Source organism: Aquimarina atlantica, from assembly GCF_000626715.1.
Taxonomy (GTDB): domain Bacteria; phylum Bacteroidota; class Bacteroidia; order Flavobacteriales; family Flavobacteriaceae; genus Aquimarina; species Aquimarina atlantica.
This window is the reverse complement of the sequence record NZ_AQRA01000008.1, coordinates 304,312-320,216: the sequence shown is the minus strand read 5'-3', so window position 1 is coordinate 320,216 and position 15,905 is coordinate 304,312. Positions and strand designations below refer to the sequence as shown.

General features: G+C 33.3%; 16 protein-coding genes. 7 read left to right on the top strand and 9 right to left on the bottom strand.

All coding sequences use genetic code 11. The annotated features are described in order from the left end of the window. The coding region (locus ATO12_RS26400; protein ID WP_240486155.1) for a fibronectin type III domain-containing protein at positions 1–1,821 on the bottom strand (1,821 nt) is incomplete at its 3' end. Between the two features lie 367 nt (positions 1,822–2,188). On the opposite strand from ATO12_RS26400, the gene ATO12_RS19365 reads away from it, so the two are divergent. After that, the gene (locus tag ATO12_RS19365) at positions 2,189–2,725 is read left to right on the top strand and encodes a hypothetical protein (RefSeq protein ID WP_034245182.1); all 537 of its coding nucleotides are present in this window, start codon (positions 2,189–2,191) and stop codon (positions 2,723–2,725) included. Between the two features lie 11 nt (positions 2,726–2,736). Continuing rightward, complete coding sequence (locus ATO12_RS19360) at positions 2,737–3,231, top strand: nuclear transport factor 2 family protein (protein WP_034245180.1); 495 nt, start codon at positions 2,737–2,739, stop codon at positions 3,229–3,231. Here ATO12_RS19360 and ATO12_RS19355 read toward each other — a convergent pair. From ATO12_RS19355 to ATO12_RS19330, 6 genes are all read right to left on the bottom strand, one after another. Next, entirely contained in the window at positions 3,228–3,863 is a 636-nt protein-coding gene (locus ATO12_RS19355) for an HAD family hydrolase (protein ID WP_262482603.1), read from the bottom strand. The genes ATO12_RS19360 and ATO12_RS19355 overlap by 4 nt on opposite strands. 35 nt (positions 3,864–3,898) lie before the next feature. Next, a complete protein-coding gene (locus ATO12_RS19350; protein WP_316932935.1) occupies positions 3,899–6,280 on the bottom strand; it encodes a TonB-dependent receptor in 2,382 nt (793 codons plus the stop codon). Between the two features lie 28 nt (positions 6,281–6,308). Beyond that, positions 6,309–7,028: a DNA repair protein RecO gene (recO, locus tag ATO12_RS19345; RefSeq protein WP_034245168.1), complete on the bottom strand. Its 720-nt coding sequence runs from the start codon at positions 7,026–7,028 to the stop codon at positions 6,309–6,311. Between the two features lie 30 nt (positions 7,029–7,058). Beyond that, entirely contained in the window at positions 7,059–7,586 is a 528-nt protein-coding gene (locus ATO12_RS19340; RefSeq protein WP_034245165.1) for a DUF4136 domain-containing protein, read from the bottom strand. 177 nt (positions 7,587–7,763) lie between these two features. Next, entirely contained in the window at positions 7,764–9,107 is a 1,344-nt protein-coding gene (gene gdhA, locus ATO12_RS19335; RefSeq protein WP_034245162.1) for an NADP-specific glutamate dehydrogenase, read from the bottom strand. Between the two features lie 103 nt (positions 9,108–9,210). Continuing rightward, a complete protein-coding gene (locus ATO12_RS19330; protein WP_034245160.1) occupies positions 9,211–10,350 on the bottom strand; it encodes a cystathionine gamma-synthase in 1,140 nt (379 codons plus the stop codon). Between the two features lie 155 nt (positions 10,351–10,505). Here ATO12_RS19330 and ATO12_RS19325 point away from each other — a divergent pair, with 155 nt between their 5' ends. Further along, positions 10,506–11,243: a DUF3298 and DUF4163 domain-containing protein gene (locus ATO12_RS19325; RefSeq protein ID WP_165583417.1), complete on the top strand. Its 738-nt coding sequence runs from the start codon at positions 10,506–10,508 to the stop codon at positions 11,241–11,243. A 69-nt stretch (positions 11,244–11,312) separates the two neighbouring features. On the opposite strand, the gene ATO12_RS19320 is transcribed toward ATO12_RS19325, so the two are convergent. Beyond that, positions 11,313–11,768, bottom strand: coding sequence for a DinB family protein (locus ATO12_RS19320; protein ID WP_034245154.1), 456 nt, complete (start codon positions 11,766–11,768; stop codon positions 11,313–11,315). Positions 11,769–11,971: 203 nt separating this feature from the next. Between ATO12_RS19320 and ATO12_RS19315 the strand changes: the two genes are divergently transcribed. Both ATO12_RS19315 and ATO12_RS19310 read left to right on the top strand, forming a co-directional pair. Continuing rightward, positions 11,972–12,325, top strand: a complete 354-nt coding sequence (locus tag ATO12_RS19315) for an arsenate reductase family protein (RefSeq protein ID WP_034245152.1) — start codon at positions 11,972–11,974, stop codon at positions 12,323–12,325. Further along, positions 12,318–13,214, top strand: a complete 897-nt coding sequence (locus ATO12_RS19310; RefSeq protein ID WP_034245150.1) for a DMT family transporter — start codon at positions 12,318–12,320, stop codon at positions 13,212–13,214. Before ATO12_RS19315 ends, ATO12_RS19310 begins: the two co-directional genes overlap by 8 nt. Here ATO12_RS19310 and ATO12_RS19305 read toward each other — a convergent pair. Then, entirely contained in the window at positions 13,211–13,693 is a 483-nt protein-coding gene (locus ATO12_RS19305) for an acyl-CoA thioesterase (protein WP_034245147.1), read from the bottom strand. The genes ATO12_RS19310 and ATO12_RS19305 overlap by 4 nt on opposite strands. A gap of 77 nt (positions 13,694–13,770) precedes the next feature. Here ATO12_RS19305 and ATO12_RS19300 point away from each other — a divergent pair, with 77 nt between their 5' ends. Both ATO12_RS19300 and ATO12_RS19295 read left to right on the top strand, forming a co-directional pair. Continuing rightward, on the top strand, positions 13,771–14,883 hold the full coding sequence (locus ATO12_RS19300; RefSeq protein ID WP_240486154.1) for a bestrophin family protein: 1,113 nt from the start codon (positions 13,771–13,773) through the stop codon (positions 14,881–14,883). Continuing rightward, positions 14,883–15,848 (top strand): YheT family hydrolase, encoded by a 966-nt coding sequence (locus ATO12_RS19295; protein ID WP_034245145.1) that lies wholly within the window; start codon positions 14,883–14,885, stop codon positions 15,846–15,848. The genes ATO12_RS19300 and ATO12_RS19295 overlap by 1 nt, the downstream gene beginning before the upstream one ends. The last annotated feature ends 57 nt before the right edge of the window (positions 15,849–15,905 follow it).

The window sequence follows — 15,905 nt, the reverse complement described above, 5'->3', positions numbered from 1 at the left end:
CGATAAATTTGTTGGAACACTTGGAGCTTCGGTATCTGTTGCTTCTTTGGTAGTCACTCTTACTGTATTACTAAATCCGGAAGTATTTCCTGAAGCATCTTTGGCCTTTACTCTAAACTCATAAGTAGTATTTGCAGTCAACCCGGTAACATCATAAGAAGTACCGCTAACAGTGGTGATCTTAACAGCTCCCTGGTAAACATCATACCCCGTTACTCCAACATTATCTGTAGAAGCTCCCCATGATAAAGACAATGAGGTTTCCTCGATATTTGAAGCCGATAAATTTGTTGGAACACTTGGAGCTTCGGTATCTGTAACACTTTCTTTAGGGTACTTTCCAGAAATCGAAAATAATCCTAAAGAAGAATAATCAGAATAACCTGTAGATAGGTTTCCTTCTCCCACCCCATCTATTTCGATATAATATTTACCACTTTGTAAAGTAGTGTTTATAGATGCTTTTAAGCCTTGAGGGTCAGAGAATGTAACTTCTTCTCCATTACTATTTAATAACCTTGCTTTAATATTTAAATTTGGATGGTATGGATTTGGATCAAAAGAAAAATTTACCTCTCCTCCCGAGGTTTGAAAAGAGAATACATCTTTATCAGATGTTTTTTCAATGATTCCTTCGTTATCTGCTTTAGCCACATTTCCATTAGTATCAGATACTAATTCTGTAGCATTATTTATAGTGTTTCCATGATCATCTTTTTTATACCCGAAACCATTTCTAGAATTTGAAATAATTGCTAAATCATTCTCTGTATTATTGGCATTATTATATTCTCCTTTACTCCAATGACCTAATGTTTTATTAGCACTCCAACCCATAATCGGACTCCACTGTCCATGTCCCGAATAATATGTGGTTCCAGATTTTGTTCCATCGTGTCCTAATCCCAAAGTATGCCCTACTTCATGGGATCCTGTTTCTCCGGCTGTTCTTGTTCCCAGGTTAAACACCCAACATGGGTCGTCAGAATTCCAACTAAAAGAATTTAGATACGCTACTCCTCCTGATCCGGGAGCTGCATCATTTGTAGGCGTAAATATTGCCATCATTCTTTGGTTTTTTGGAGTAGCATCAAATACATCTCTTCTGGTAGTCACGTTTATATTAAAAGGATTAAAATCATCTACCATAATTCTCCATACTGCAAGAATTTTTTCATCGCTAAATCCTGCAGGTTGAGCATTAATAGTTCTACCCCCAGCCCAACGAGTTCCAGACACTACTTCTCCATCAAAATCAAGATAGATAACATGAGATGCTCCGGGAAGACTCTCTAATTGTATTTGTGCTTTTTGTGGGATAATTACACCAGAATCATCATTAACACTAGCTTTTTCTTGTTCGAAATCTACACATAGTATACTATGAATATTTTGATTACTCGCTAGTACTTCTCCATGATCATTGGTCGAGATCTTAAATGCTTTTTTCTGATCATAAAAGATCATCTCTCCCGATATTTTTTCGTCGTTTTTAGTAAAACTAAAAACAGGAGCTGTTGTAGCAGAAGATTTAGCATTATTAATCAAAACGTTACCGGTTACAAAATATCCATCTCCGGTATTCTTTTTAACATTAACCTTAAGGTTATATGATTCTTTATCAGATAGTTTAATAGTAAAACTGCTATTTCCTGACTTATTCGAAAATACTAATTCTGAGAAGCTGTTTACAGTTCCTATAACAACGTCTTTCTTATCTTGCGCAAAAGAAGAAAAAGAAAGAATCAATAAAAAGATTATTATATGCATCTTTTTAAATATGCCAGAAAACATCTTCTCATTAAAGTTTAAGTTTTGCATGATCATGAGGTTTAGGTAAGTGAATTTGTGTTTGTGTTAGTTTAAATAAAAGAAATCATCGCAAAAGTAACTTGTGTGCCTTCTAAAATTTAGCCCTAACTAGAATTCATTAGGATCTAATTAGAATTCGTTAGGTTATAGAAAATAATTGATCATAAAATTTACTATTCCTTTTGCAGATGGATATTCTGATGCGAAAAAAGGATTCAAAAATACTAATGCGGTAAGTTTTATGATACTCAAGAAATAAAATACATAAGAAGCCTAAACGAGTAAACAAATTTCAATACCTATTCTATTTGGTGATCACTTTACTATCATTTTGACATAAATATCCTATTTTTGAGTTCTTATTAAAAAACATACAATGCGACTATTTTTCTTTTTAGGGATTACATTACTTTGTTTTGGATGTCAAAATGAAAAACCCGCCAATATACAAGGAAAAGAAACCGTTCCTAAGCTTGATAGTCTTTCTAAAGAAAAAATTAAATTAAATCTTCTAAAGCTTTCTCCAGAAGCCGAAAGAAGTCTTGAAATTTTTGAAGATTTTCAAAACCTGAGAAGTTTTATAACTGTATTACGTAATGAAAATGCTTTCTACGTAAACAAACATGTCGATAGTATAGATTTACTTGTGAGTACATTTAAAGAAAATCTTTCTGAAGACTTAAACGTAAATACTATTAACTCTAGAATTAGTGTTCTATCTACCGAAACAGGTTTACTAAAACTACTTTCTGAAAAGAGGAATAAAGATGCCGATATGGTTATGGAAGCTAATACAAGATTAATTAAAGCCTATAATAGTTTGATCATACAATTAAATGAATTATCATTGGCAATCCCGGAAAATATTGAAAAAGAGCTTCTAAGAGAACTTGAAGGTCCAGGAACTAATTAAATATTAAACGTATGCAAAAATCAATCTTATCTATATTACTATTTGTTTGTAGTTTTTGTTTTGCACAACAAAATACTGAAATTAATACTGCTCTTGAGCAATGGCACAAAGCTGCGGCTGATGCTAATTTCGAGGCTTATTTTGGTCTTATGACCAAAGATGCTATTTTTATAGGGACTGACGCAACAGAAAATTGGAACAATACAGAGTTTAAGGCCTTTGCCAAACCCTATTTTGATAAAGGAAAAGCCTGGAGTTTTTCTACTCTCGAAAGAAATATTTTTGCGCAAAAGGAAAGTGATATTGCCTGGTTTGATGAGCTATTAGATACTCAGATGGGGATTTGTCGTGGTAGTGGTGTCCTTCAAAAAACAGCCAATGGCTGGAAAATAAAGCACTATGTATTATCTATTGCTATTCCTAACGAAAATGTAACCGAAATCACTAAACTCAAAGAAGGATTTGATACTGCCTTAATGCAAAAACTAAGAGCTACTAAAAATTAAATTAATGATTTTTTGAATGCTGACAGGGTAGAAAAGCAATGTTTAGCTCCGTTTTCAAGAAGTTTTGTCCTGTTCTTATCTCCTATTCCTACAAAATCAAGAGATAAATTTTGGGCCGTTTTTAAATCCCAAACACCATCGCCTATTGATACGATTCGATCAAAATTTTCTTTACCATAATACTCCTTTGATCTTTCTATAGCTTCCAAAACAAAACCTTCTCTCGATTCGTGTGTTTTTGAAGTCGCTAATAGTTTTTCGTCATACCAGATATCGCATTGATCTAATTTGATCATTGCAGGCATAGGTAATGCTCCTGTGGCAAAGCAAAAAGGAATGTCACTATCTTTAAAAAACCGAATTAATGATTTGGCACCATCGATTTCCTTTACAGGATCAAACATTCTCATTTGATTAACCAAATCGATTTCGAAATCATTTAATAATTCTTTGGGAAAGGTTTTCTTAAAATTACGCTCGTAGTTATATCTCAATGCATAACTATCGGTATGATGTTTATAGCCATCATAATCGGTATCGATATTAGAAATTCCTAGTGCTAATAACGAGTTTGTAACCGAAATCAAATACATTGGCACACTATCTGTAAGTGTTCCATCGATATCGAATATGAATAATGTATTCTTCAGATTATTATTCTATAATGTTAGAGCGTATATTTTACCGATAGAATAAAATTTCTTCCTGCACCAGCAATACCAGAAGAATAAGGACGATATCGCTGATCGGTAATATTTTCTATTGATAATATTCCTTTTATATTTTTTGTTACTTGATATTGTGTTCTAAGGTTGAATGTATACCAGGATGGAGCATATGGATTTCCATCTTGATCTTTGGCATACAAAAAGTCATTGTTTTGTTGAGAAGGAGCCAGGTCTTCATAACTAAACTCTCCATTATACACTGCAAAAGCGTCAATTTTAAATTTAGGCAACATATAACTTACCTGAGTAGTTCCGAATTGAGGAGAAACGTGTCTTGAAGGAGCAGTAGTACCATCATCAGATTCCTCTTCTCCTCCAACAAAAGTATACTTAGATGTTAGTTTAAAATTTTCAAGAAACTTATATTCTAATCCAGCTTCAAAACCGTATACCCTGGCATTTGCTGCATTTTGAATAGCTTGTACGTTACTTAGTTCCCCTCCAAACAAAATTTCTGTTTGCCCATTTAGATTATAGTCTCTTCGTATTAAGGCATCTTCAAGGTAAGTATAATACGTCGATAAATCTACAGATAAGTTTTTATCAAGATTTAGTCTCACTCCTATCTCACCATTATATGCATATTCAGATTTTATCTCTGGATTAGGCACTACAACAGAACCTGGTTCTGAATCAAAAATCTTACCTACATCATCAATATTAGGCGCTCTAAAGGCTGTAGAGAAATTCAGTTTCCATTGTATCCAATCATTAGGAAACCAACTTAATCCCGCAGTACCCGTCAAGGCCTCGGTATCGATATTTGCTTCTGTAAATGGAAAATCAAAAAACTTATCATCAAATTCTGAATATAGGATGATTCTATTATATCGTAATCCTCCTTGAAACCTTAGTTTTTCGCTTAACTTATGTTTTATACTAAGGTATGCTGCTATTGATTGCCAAGTAGATCCATCGGGATATCTAGAAGGTGCATCTTCAATAATATTAGTAGTAGTATTACGTTCAGATCCATCAGAATACACTTGATTTAGCACATATTCTAATCCATAATATAGCGTAGTCTTATCACTAAATTTTCTTTCAAAATCCCAGTTTAATGAATAAGCATCTACCTGTTCCTGAGTTCTTTCTAAAATATCACTGCCAAAATTACGATCGTTTCTACTTTCTTCAAAATATTGATACGCCGCAGTGATTTTCATTTTATCATATAGCTTGCTTTTTGATTTATGTGATACTTGTAAGTTGCCCATAAACCAGAGTTGCGGCCCATAAAACCACTCGGCCGATCTTAAATTTCCATCTCTTTTTCTAATCAATCGATCATAACGCGGATAATCAGATGTCTCTGTGTAGATAAGATTGGCATTAAAATCCCATTTTTCATTAGGCATAAAACGAATTTTCTGTAGTAAATTAATCTGATCATACCCTGTAAACACTTGTTTTTCAGGATCAGCATTTTGTATCACAACATCTTGTCCGTTTATGGTTTCTACATATTCATTTCTCAAATAATCATTGGGGCCATGACTTCCCATTTTTAAATCATCAAAATCTGTGTAGCTTACACTAGTTAAAAATGCCCACTTCTCTAATCCTATATTAAAATCAACATGTCCTGTTTTTTCATTACTGGCACTGGCATATCGAATAAGCGCATTACCACTAAGTGTATTCTTACTATTTACAGCAAACTTAGGTTGTGCCGTATAAAAATTCATTACTCCACCCACTGCATCACTTCCATACACAACAGAGCCTGGTCCTAGTATAACTTCGGTTCTATTAACAGTAAAAGGGTCAACCGATATTACATTTTGCACATTTCCTCCTCTAAAAATTGCAGTATTCATTCTTACTCCATCTACAGTGAGCAACAATCGATTGGTAGAAAATCCTCGAATAATGGGGCTTCCTCCTCCCAATTGGCTTTTTTGAATAAAGACCTGACCACTATTTTGTAAAAGATCGGCAGATGTTTGTGGCATAGACAACTCAATATCATTAGAAGAAATACTTACAATTTTTTGTGTAACTTCTTTTTGTTCCTGCTCCCATTTTGATACCGAAATTACGACTTCAGAAAGCTGGTTTTCATCTGGTTTTAAGTATATAGAACGGGATTTTGGTATTTTAGACTTTACCATACTTATCCCTAAATGCGAGATATGAGTAAAATATAGGATTTCGGCATCAGAAAATGCAGAAATATCAGCCACTCCATTAAAATCAGTTATCGCACTCTTAGATTTAATCTTATTGTAAACAGCTACATTAGGAATAGGCTGGTTATTTGCCGTACTGAATATTGTAATTTTTTGAGCATTACCAGACAATGCAAAAAATATAGTCAATAAAAGAAATATAAATAACCGCATTGTCTTAATTAAAAATTTCGTTTAAAACTGAAAGTGATTTTGGCTTCTTAAAACCGTGCAAATGTAGTTCAAAATATACTAATAGCATAGCTAGAATATCACTTCGTGTGTTCTTCGACAGTTTAATATCCATACTTGCCTCAAATGTTGTGCCTAAAAATTGTTTGAATAATTTTACCTGATCTCCGCTTACACAATATACATTACTACTGATAGATTGAAAAACACCATCCTGCATGTTAAAATAGTCTGATGCTTCATAAGAGGTATCTGGATAAAAGCCAAGATATTGGGTAAGCTTGGTTAAAAATGTAATATGAAAATTACCAATAGTGTCATGTGTATCCAACCACATTAAAGCAGTTTCAATATATTCGAACAGATCTATATTTGTTTCTTCTTCTTGTATAGAATTCTTAAGTACTTCAGAAATAAAAAACACCAGTGTACCCTTTACAAAATCTGTATGTAACGATTTATAAATCGTTTTGATTTTGGCTTCTTTTATTCTCTCTAAAGAGCCTTTATCCTTATGAAAAGCCTGTATTTCTAATATAGTAAGTGGTTGAAACAAGGATGCTTTGATTTTTCCTCGTTTAGATTTTAAAACTCCTTTTAGTAAATAAGAGCGTAATCCACTTGTTTTTGTAAACAATGAAACAATAAGATCTGCTTCACTATATCGTAAGGAATGTAATACTATTGCTGGTGAGTTGATTATCATTGTAAATCGAAAATAAATAAAAAAGCAATTTTATTCTTTATGCTTAGGTGGGTATTTAACCAATGATTTTTCAATAATTTTTTGAAAGAAATTGGTACGTACATCTGGAGAGGCATTAGGATAAAACCTTCTCTCAGCAATCGCCTGCCATACCAGTTCATCTTTTTTTACATCGACAAAATCAATAGTAAGTTCAAGAAAAGTTTCTGGTCCACCGATAGGAATAGATCCTCCTACACCGATACTAACACCACCGCTGCCACTACCAACCCCAACCCCAATACTATTACGTGATCGTGTTTTACTCATAATTGCTTTAAAGTTCATATAAATATCTGGAGTTTCAGATTTGGTAAACCCTTTACTTTTCATAACGGTTTCTGTTACCATCAATAATCGTTTTTGATCCAAATCATTAAGCCCAGAATTCATTTCAGGATAAAAAGCATAGGTCTTGTATATTGAAAAATCCTGTTGCTCATCAAAATCATAAATCGTATGTGTAGTTCCACATGAGATTAATAGTACTAAAAAAAAGAAAAGACCTGCACGCTTCATAAGAATCAATTTAACTATAAAAATACGTAACAAAATGATATTGCCCTTACACTTGATTCGCGGATATCATAATTTTAGGAAATGAAGAATGCATAATCGGGGTAATTCTCATTTAATCAACAACAAAGCCGTTTAGAGATATCTCTAAACGGCTTTTGTATATAAAATAAATCTTATTTATATCACGCCTTGCGCTAGCATAGCATCAGCTACTTTTACAAAACCGGCAATATTAGCTCCTTTTACATAGTCTACATATCCATTACCATCACTACCATATTCTAGACAAGCAGAATGGATATCTTCCATAATTTGTTTTAGCTTATTATCTACTTCTTCGCGAGTCCAGTTATAACGCAATGAGTTTTGAGTCATTTCTAATCCTGATGTTGCTACACCACCTGCATTAGAAGCTTTACCTGGAGCAAAGAAAATTTTAGCTTTATGAAAAGCTGTAATTGCTTCTGGTGTACTTGGCATATTAGCACCTTCACTAACACAAATACATCCATTGTCTATTAGAGTTTGTGCATCATCTCCATTTAATTCATTTTGAGTAGCACATGGTAAAGCTATATCACATTTTACTCCCCATGGGGTTTGTCCCTTATGAAACTCTGCAGAAGGATACTTATCTACATACTCATTGATACGTCCTCGTTTTACATTCTTAAGTTCCATTACAAAAGCTAGTTTTTCTGCATCAATCCCGTCTTTGTCATAAATATATCCAGAAGAATCTGATAACGTTACTACTTTTGCTCCCAGTTGTGTTGCTTTTTCTGCAGCATATTGTGCTACATTTCCAGAACCAGAAACTGTTACTATTTTTCCTTCAAAAGAACCTCCTTGGGTTTCGAGCATATTCTTTGCAAAATAAACTGTTCCATATCCAGTTGCTTCAGGACGAATTAGAGATCCTCCCCAGCTAAGTCCTTTTCCGGTAAGAACACCCGTAAATTCATTACGCAATTTGCGGTACATCCCAAACAGGAACCCTATTTCACGACCTCCTACTCCTATATCTCCTGCAGGAACATCTGTATGAGGCCCGATATGTCTAAAAAGCTCACTCATAAAACTATGACAAAAACGCATAATTTCATCATCAGATTTTCCTTTAGGATCAAAATCAGATCCTCCTTTACCACCTCCCATAGGAAGTGTAGTTAAACTATTTTTGAAAACTTGTTCAAAAGCCAAAAATTTCAGAATACTTATATTTACAGAAGGGTGAAAACGTAATCCCCCTTTATATGGTCCTATTGCAGAATTCATTTGAATACGATACCCTCTATTCACATGAATTTCTCCTTTATCATCTACCCAGGGTACACGAAACATAATCGCTCTCTCTGGCTCAACCATTCTTAACAGGATGTTTTTCCCGTTATAAATTTCTTTTGTAGCGATGTAAGGGATTACAGTTTCGGCAACTTCCTGTACCGCTTGTAAAAACTCAGGTTCGTGTGCGTTACGAGCCCTTACCTCTTCCATGAATGCATCTATCTTTGCTTGCATATGTTAATTGAATTAATAGATTCTTATCTATAGGTTGAAATATCACGCCAAATATATGATATTCTTAAAAAAACGAGTTTATTTTTTTAATTTAATAATTAGGTTATCCAATAGCTTGTTCGAGATCTGCAATAAGGTCATTAATATCTTCTATTCCAACACTTAATCTAATTAAAGAATCGACTACTCCTGTTTTCTCACGTTCTTCTTTTGGTATTGACGCATGTGTCATACTTGCCGGATGTCCTGCAAGACTTTCTACACCACCAAGAGATTCTGCTAAAGTGAAAAATTTTAGGTTCTCTACAATCTTAATTGCACTGTCATAATCGCTTCCTTTGGTAACAAAAGAAATCATACCTCCAAAACCATCCATCTGCGTTTTGGCAACTTCATGATTAGGATGATCTTCAAAACCAGGCCAGTATACTTTTTCTATTTTAGGGTGGTTCTTCAAATATTTTGCAATGGCTTCACCATTTTCGCAGTGTCGTTGCATACGTATGTGTAAGGTCTTGATCCCTCTTAAGACCAGAAAACTATCTTGTGGTCCACAAACAGCACCACTTGCATTTTGAATAAAGTAAAGTCGCTCTGCTAATTTTTCGTCTTTTACGATCAATGCTCCCATAACCACATCACTATGTCCTCCTAAATATTTGGTAGCACTATGCATTACAATATCGGCACCAAGATCCAAAGGTCTTTGTAAGTACGGAGTAGCAAAAGTGTTATCTACAGCCAATAAAAGATTATGCTTTTTTGATATTGCAGCTATGGCTTTAATATCAATTATATTCATCATAGGGTTAGTTGGTGTTTCGACCCATATTAATTTGGTGTTCTCGTTTACATAATCTTCTACTTTATCTGCATTTTCCATTCCTATAAAGTGAAACTTAATTCCAAAATCTTCAAAGATTTTAGTAAACAAACGATACGTTCCTCCATATAGATCATTGGTAGAAATCACCTCATCACCAGGTTTCAATAATTTGATCACTGCATCTATAGCAGCAAGTCCCGATCCAAAAGCAAGTCCAAATTTTCCGTTTTCGATACTGGCAAAAGAATCTTCTAATGCTTTTCTTGTTGGATTATGCGTTCTGCTATATTCAAAACCTTTATGTCCTCCCGGAGTGGTTTGAGCGTATGTAGATGTCTGATATATCGGAGGCATAACGGCACCATAAGCCGGATCGTGTTTTTGTCCTCCGTGAATAGTTTTAGTGTTAAATTTCATCTATTTATTAGTTTTTAACAAGAATAAATTAACTTGGTCGTTTTATGTTCAAAAACGGGACAAATGTATGATTTAATTCGTTCTAATCATATTTCGTCGAATACCTTTAGTAGATGATTAACACAAAAACTAACACAAAGTCAAAATTCATTCTTTTGCTCATTATTTTTTGGGGATTATATAGCTGTAACAATACAGAATCTTTCACTTTTGAAAAACAAAATTTTACCGTAGACACTCTTCTTGATTGCAAAAATGTTGATTGTGCTTCTTTAGAGATCAACTTACTAAAAATTGTTGATGATAATCCCATTGCCGCCACTATTAATAAAGAAATAGAAAATGCTGCTTGTTCTATTTTGAATATTGGTGAAAACGCATCAGAAGCAACTCTGAAAGAAGCAATCTCTCAATTTAATAGTTCGTATCAAAATATTAGTGAAGAATTCCCTGAAGAAATCATCCCTTATGAAGCTTCTATTGATTGTGAGCTTAGTTTTAGATGTCAAAGTTTACTTTCTGTCCTAATGGATTCTTATATATTTACAGGTGGTGCTCATGGAAATAGTACCGTTTCTTATCTCAACATTGATACAAAGACAGGAAAGCAATTTTCGAATAGAGCATTATTTAAGAATTATGATGAGTTTGAAGATTATGTAGAAATAATCTTTAGAACCCAACATAAAATCCCAGAAAGTGAATCGATTAATAGTACAGGTTTCTTTTTTGAAAATGATACTTTCAGTTTACCTTCGACCATAGGGTTTACAGATAAAGAGGTTGTCCTCTATTACAATCAATATGAAATCAACTCCTATGCAGAGGGACCCATAGAATTAAAACTGAACAAGGAAGAAGTTGCTTCGTTTTTTGTCGTAGAAATTTTATAAGATGTGCAATTCTGTTTTTAAGTGAAAACACTGTTTTGAAAATATCTTTTTTTTAATATCTAAAGACGATTATATAGCTTTTCTAAGTGCCAGGATATATCCTAAATGAATCCCTTCATGATAGTTATTGAAATTCATTGCATCTTCAACAGATTTTAATACAAATCCTGTACTAGTTTCGTAATCATTGTAATTTTTAAAGATATCATCATTTAGATCCTTTTCTGTTTTATCTAATGTTGTAAACAAAAGCTTCTTTATTTCTGATACCTCTTCTACGGTAGCTGGTCGTTCTGTCTTTGTTCCTTTTCTATACAGATCTACCATTTCGTCATCAATCATCATTGGTAATCCACTCAATTTATACACTAATAGTTGTTGGGTTACCACAACGTGTGCAATGTTCCAGATCAAGTTGTTTTTAAACCCTTCAGGCACTTCATTTAATTGGTCTAAAGAATAACTATCTAACATTTTTTCTAACATTTTTCGATTAACACGAGTAATTGTTATTGGATCTTGCATGGTATTTATCTATTTTATTTTTTGTTTTTCAAAAGGTCATACTTCGACTGTGCTTGGCACCAGTATAGAATTTGTCAAAGATCATATCGTTTAGTAACAACATGATCATTGTGATTCATTTCATAATTTTTAGCCAAAAATATGAGTTTTAATTGTGAAATGAATTTCCTTTGTGATGATTTTGACACTTAAAATAATTAACCGTGAAAAAAATATATCATTTGTCTACTTGCGATACTTGTAAACGTATTTTAAATGAATTAAATCCATCTTCAGATTTCATTTTGCAAGACATTAAAAACGAAGCTATTACCTCAGATCAAATTGAAGAGATGTATGGCTTAGCCGGGAGCTATGAGGCTTTGTTTAGTAAAAGAGCACGATTATACAAAGAACGGGATCTTAAGAATCAGAATTTATCTGAAGAAGATTATAAAAAATTGATTTTAGAGCATTATACCTTTTTAAAACGACCGGTAATTATTGTTGATGACAACATCTTTGTCGGGAACAGTAAAAAAGTGGTCGAACAGGCCAATATCGCCATTAATGGATAAAAGAACTGCTGCATTACTGGCTGCATTTGGCGCCAGCTTGATATATGGTATAAATCATACTGTGGCCAAAGGGGTTATGCCTACCTATATCAAACCATTTGGCTTTATTTTATTACGTGTAGTTGGTGCCGCACTATTATTTTGGCTTGCATCTATATGGGCTCCAAGACAAAAAATAGAGCGCAGTGACTGGCCAAGGGTAGTTGCTTGTACTGTGTTTGGAATGGCAATCAATATGCTTATGTTCTTTAAAGGATTGCAATTATCAACACCTATCAATAGTTCTGTAATGATCACCATTTCTCCTATTTTGGTGTTTATTTTATCTGCTTTTTTTATAAAAGAAAAAATTACCATTTTAAGAACTATTGGTATTTTTCTAGGTTTTTCGGGAGCGCTGGGTCTTATTCTTTTTGGTTCAGAAATACGTCAAGATGCCCCAAACATACCATTAGGAAATGCTTTATTCATTATCAATGCAGCTTCATACGCAGTTTATTTAATATTGGTAAAACCTTTAACAGCCAAGTATCATTCTATTACTTTAATGAAATGGTTTTTCCTATTAGGTGTTATTATTAATTTTCCGCTTACCATTTCAGAATTTAGTGAAGTAACATGGAGTTCATTGCCTTATGAGGTAATCTGGAAAATGATTTTTGTTGTGGTAGCAACTACATTTCTTACCTATTTGCTAAATATATTTGCTCTAAGACATTTAAGAGCTTCTACAATTGCTGCATTCATTTATTTACAACCCTTATTAGCAATTAGTTTTGCCATGCTAATGGGTGCAGATACGCTAAATACAGTTAAGATAATATCTGCGATATTGGTTTTTCTAGGTGTGTATCTGGTTACCAAACCTCCTAAAAAAGTAATCTCCTAAGCTTGTTCTAAATCTACCGGAGTTTTAGCAAATTTTCTTGTATCTTCTTTGGTAAGTACTTTAAAATCTTTTGGTCGTTCTACAGTATCCATTAGTTGATGTATTTCTTCTGGAAGTGCAATTAACTTTCGAGTATTTAAATCCATCCAGGCACCCATCATTTCGCATTGTGCAAAATTTCGCCCTTTATAATCATAGTATTTATGTCTAAATTCAAAAAACTTTCCATCTTCACTTAATCCTGAAACTTCTAAAGAAACTTTTACTGGTCTACCATAAAATACTTCTTTAAAGTAATAAATGTGCTCGTAAAATACGACAGGACCAATATTAAACTTTCCTAAAAGACGTTGATCAAAACCCTTCTCTGTTAAAAAAGACATTCGAGTGTGTGCTGCAAATTCTATATATGCTTTATTCGCCAGGTGACGATTTGCATCAATATCATTCCATCTAATTTCAAAATCTTTTAAGTACATATCGTTTTTTTTTGAGTGGTAAAAATACAAAATAACTTATTATGCACGCATAACAGAGTGTTATTAAATATGTATATTTGATAACACACATAAAACAAAAAGTATCCAGATCATATACTATTTTTCAGGATTTTAATGAAACAGGTTATGAAAATCTATATGGTCTTTTTACTTTAAAAAAACTCATCATGTATATTAAACGAAATATTGGTTGGGGGCTTATCCTTCGCTATGCCTGGAAAAATATTATTTTTTTCACTATATACACTACCCTTATTTTTTCATTGTATCATTTTTTAGATTGGAAATTTATTGATATTCCTTTTCAACCTCTTACTGTAATTGGTATAGCGGTAGCATTCTATATCGGTTTTAAAAACAGCCAAAGTTATGATCGGTTTTGGGAGGCTCGTAAGATTTGGGGCGGGATCGTAAACTATTCCCGAACCTGGGCCAACCAGGTATTATGCCTGGTACATGACGATCAAAGAACTAAGGAAATTTTGATTTACAGACATATAGCCTGGATCAATGCTTTAAGAATTCAGCTTAGACAACCAACTTCTTTTAGCTTAAAAGAGAACATAGCTGTTGAAAGCCTTTTTAAAAAACACGGAGAACAAAAACCTGCGTGTGATGCCTCAAAAATTTTTGTGTCTGATCAGGAATATCAGGATTTACTGAAACGGAAGAATCCCGCCACTCATTTAGTTAAAAATCAAGGACTTCATATTAAACAGCTTCTGGATCAAGGTAAAATCACAGAGTTTGATAAACAGCTTTTTCATAATATACTAGAAGAGCTATACAATCTTCAAGGTAAATGTGAACGCATAAAAAATACTCCTTTTCCGAGGCAATATGCCTATTTTAGCACATTGTTTACCTGGATATTTATTCTATTATTACCTTTTGGATTACTTAATGTTTTTGAAAATAAACTAAATGCAATGACTAATGGGATAGAGCAATGGTTTGTTTTTTTAATGATACCACTATCTATTTTAGTAAGTTGGGTTTTCTTTACTATGGAAAAAATTGGAAGCAATAGTGAAGACCCTTTTGAAGGAAGAATTAATGATGTACCTATGACTGCGTTATGTAAAACTATTGAAATTGACCTACGTGATATGCTTGATGAAAAAAATCTTCCAGAGAAAGAACAACCAAAGGATAACATATTATACTAATGCCATTACTTGAATCTAAGTATACCCCGCCTTTTTTATTCAGAAATGATTATATCTCTACTATATACCCTAATCTATTACGTAAAGTAACAGGAGTATCACAAAAAAGAGAACGTGTAGAACTTGATGACGGGGATTTTATCGATCTTGACTGGAGTTACAGTACAACACCAAACTCAAAAAAACTGACCGTTATTATTCATGGGTTAGAGGGCAATGGACAACGCCAATATATACTGGGATTAGCCAGACACCTAAATCATAATAATTGGGATTCTGTAGCGATAAATCTTAGAAACTGTAGTGGAGAAGTAAATCGTCTTTATAGATCCTATAATGCAGGATCCAGTGAGGATTTGGATCGTATTATTAGGCATATTCTTATGACTCATACCTATGCAAATATATCAATATGTGGATTTAGTTTAGGAGGTAATATTATGCTAAAATACCTGGGAGAAGGTCGTTCATTAGCTCCAGAGATAAAAACCGCTGCAGCTATTTCGGTTCCTTGTGATCTTTATGATTCGCTATCAGAAATAAATAAACCAAAAAATTACATCTATCAACAACGGTTTATTAATCACCTCAAAGCCAAACTATATGATCGACAAGTTCAATTTTCTAATCTCCTAAGTATATCAGATATTAAAGCCTGTACATCTCTTATGGATATTGATGAGCTATATACCAGTAAAGCTCATGGGTATGAAAATGCGATGGATTATTATTCTAAGTGTAGTTCTAAACAATTTCTGAAAAATATACAAATCCCTACATTAATCCTTAATGCCAAAAATGATTCTTTTCTTGGAGATCTTTGTTACCCTTTTGATGAAGCTAAACAAAATCCTAATTTATTTCTCGAAACCCCAGAATATGGTGGTCATGTAGGTTTTTATCTTCCTAATAAAGTATATTATAATGAATTGCGAACATTGGTTTTTTTTGATCAACCAAATTAACATGGATAAAAGAAAGACTTTTCTTGCAACATAGTTGCATTAAAGTAATCTTAATGT